The 1,232-nt window shown below is 70.8% G+C and carries 1 protein-coding gene; it reads left to right on the forward strand.

Annotated elements, in window-relative coordinates; genetic code table 11:
• Window positions 1-152 precede the first annotated feature (152 nt).
• The coding region (locus AC1D15_RS33050) for an efflux RND transporter permease subunit (protein WP_477829395.1) at window positions 153-1,232 on the forward strand (1,080 nt) is incomplete at its 3' end.

The raw sequence follows: 1,232 nt of genomic DNA on the forward strand, positions 1-1,232 counted from the left end.
GCTTCGGCGAGGGCGCTTCCGCACCGGCCGGCTTCGCACCGGGTGCCTCCGCACCGTGGGCCGAGCGCGGCGCCTCGGGTGCCTCCGGCCCGTGGGGCGAGCGGCGCCGCCAACGCCGCGAACAAGCCGAACAGCAATAAGACGGGACGGTCATGAACCCCTCCCGCCCGTTCATTGAGAGGCCGGTAGCGACCTCGCTGCTGATGGTCGCCATCGTGCTCGCCGGCCTGGTAGGCTTCAAGTTCCTGCCGCTGGCCGCGCTGCCCCAGGTCGACTACCCGACCATCCAGGTGCAGACGCTCTACCCCGGCGCCAGCCCCGAGGTGATGACGAACACCGTCACCGCGCCGCTGGAGAAGCAGTTCGGCCAGATGCCCGGCCTGCAGCGCATGAGTTCGTCGAGCGCCGCCGGCGTCTCGATCGTCACGCTGCAGTTCTCGCTCGGCCAGACGCTCGACGTCGCCGAACAGGAGGTACAGGCCGCCATCAACGCCGGCGGCTCGCTGCTGCCGGCCGACCTGCCGGCGCCGCCGGTCTACGCCAAGGTCAACCCGGCCGATGCGCCGGTGCTGACGCTCGCGATCACCTCCGATTCGCTGCCGCTCACCGAGGTGCAGAACCTCGTCAACACGCGGCTCGCGCAGAAGATGTCGCAGGTCAACGGCGTCGGCCTGGTGTCGCTGAGCGGCGGCCAGCGCCCGGCCGTGCGCATCCAGGCCGACACGCAAGCCCTCGCGTCGTACGGCATCGGCATCGACACCTTGCGCACTGCCATCACCGGCGCCAACGCGAACAGCGCCAAGGGCAGCTTCGACGGCCCGACCCGCACCTACAGCATCAACGCCAACGACCAGCTGCTGACGGTGGACGACTACAAGTCGCTGGTGGTCGCGTGGCGCAACAACGCGCCGGTGCGCATCGCCGACGTGGCCCAGGTCGTCAACAGCGCCGAGAACGTGCGCCTGGGCGCCTGGGCCGGCATCGACTGCGCCGAGTGCGCCGCCCACCCCGATGCGCGCCCGCTGGTGCCCGCGATCATCCTGAACGTGCAGCGCCAGCCCGGCGCCAACGTGATCGCCACCGTCGACGGCATCAAGGCGCGAYTGCCCGAGCTGCAGGCCGGGCTGCCGCCCAGTGTCAGCGTCAGCGTCCTCAGCGACCGCACCACCGGCATCCGCGCGTCGGTCAAGCACGTCGAGTTCGAGCTGCTGCTGGCCGTGCTGCTGGTGGTG

Source organism: Rhizobacter sp. P2_H2 (genome assembly GCF_056403375.1).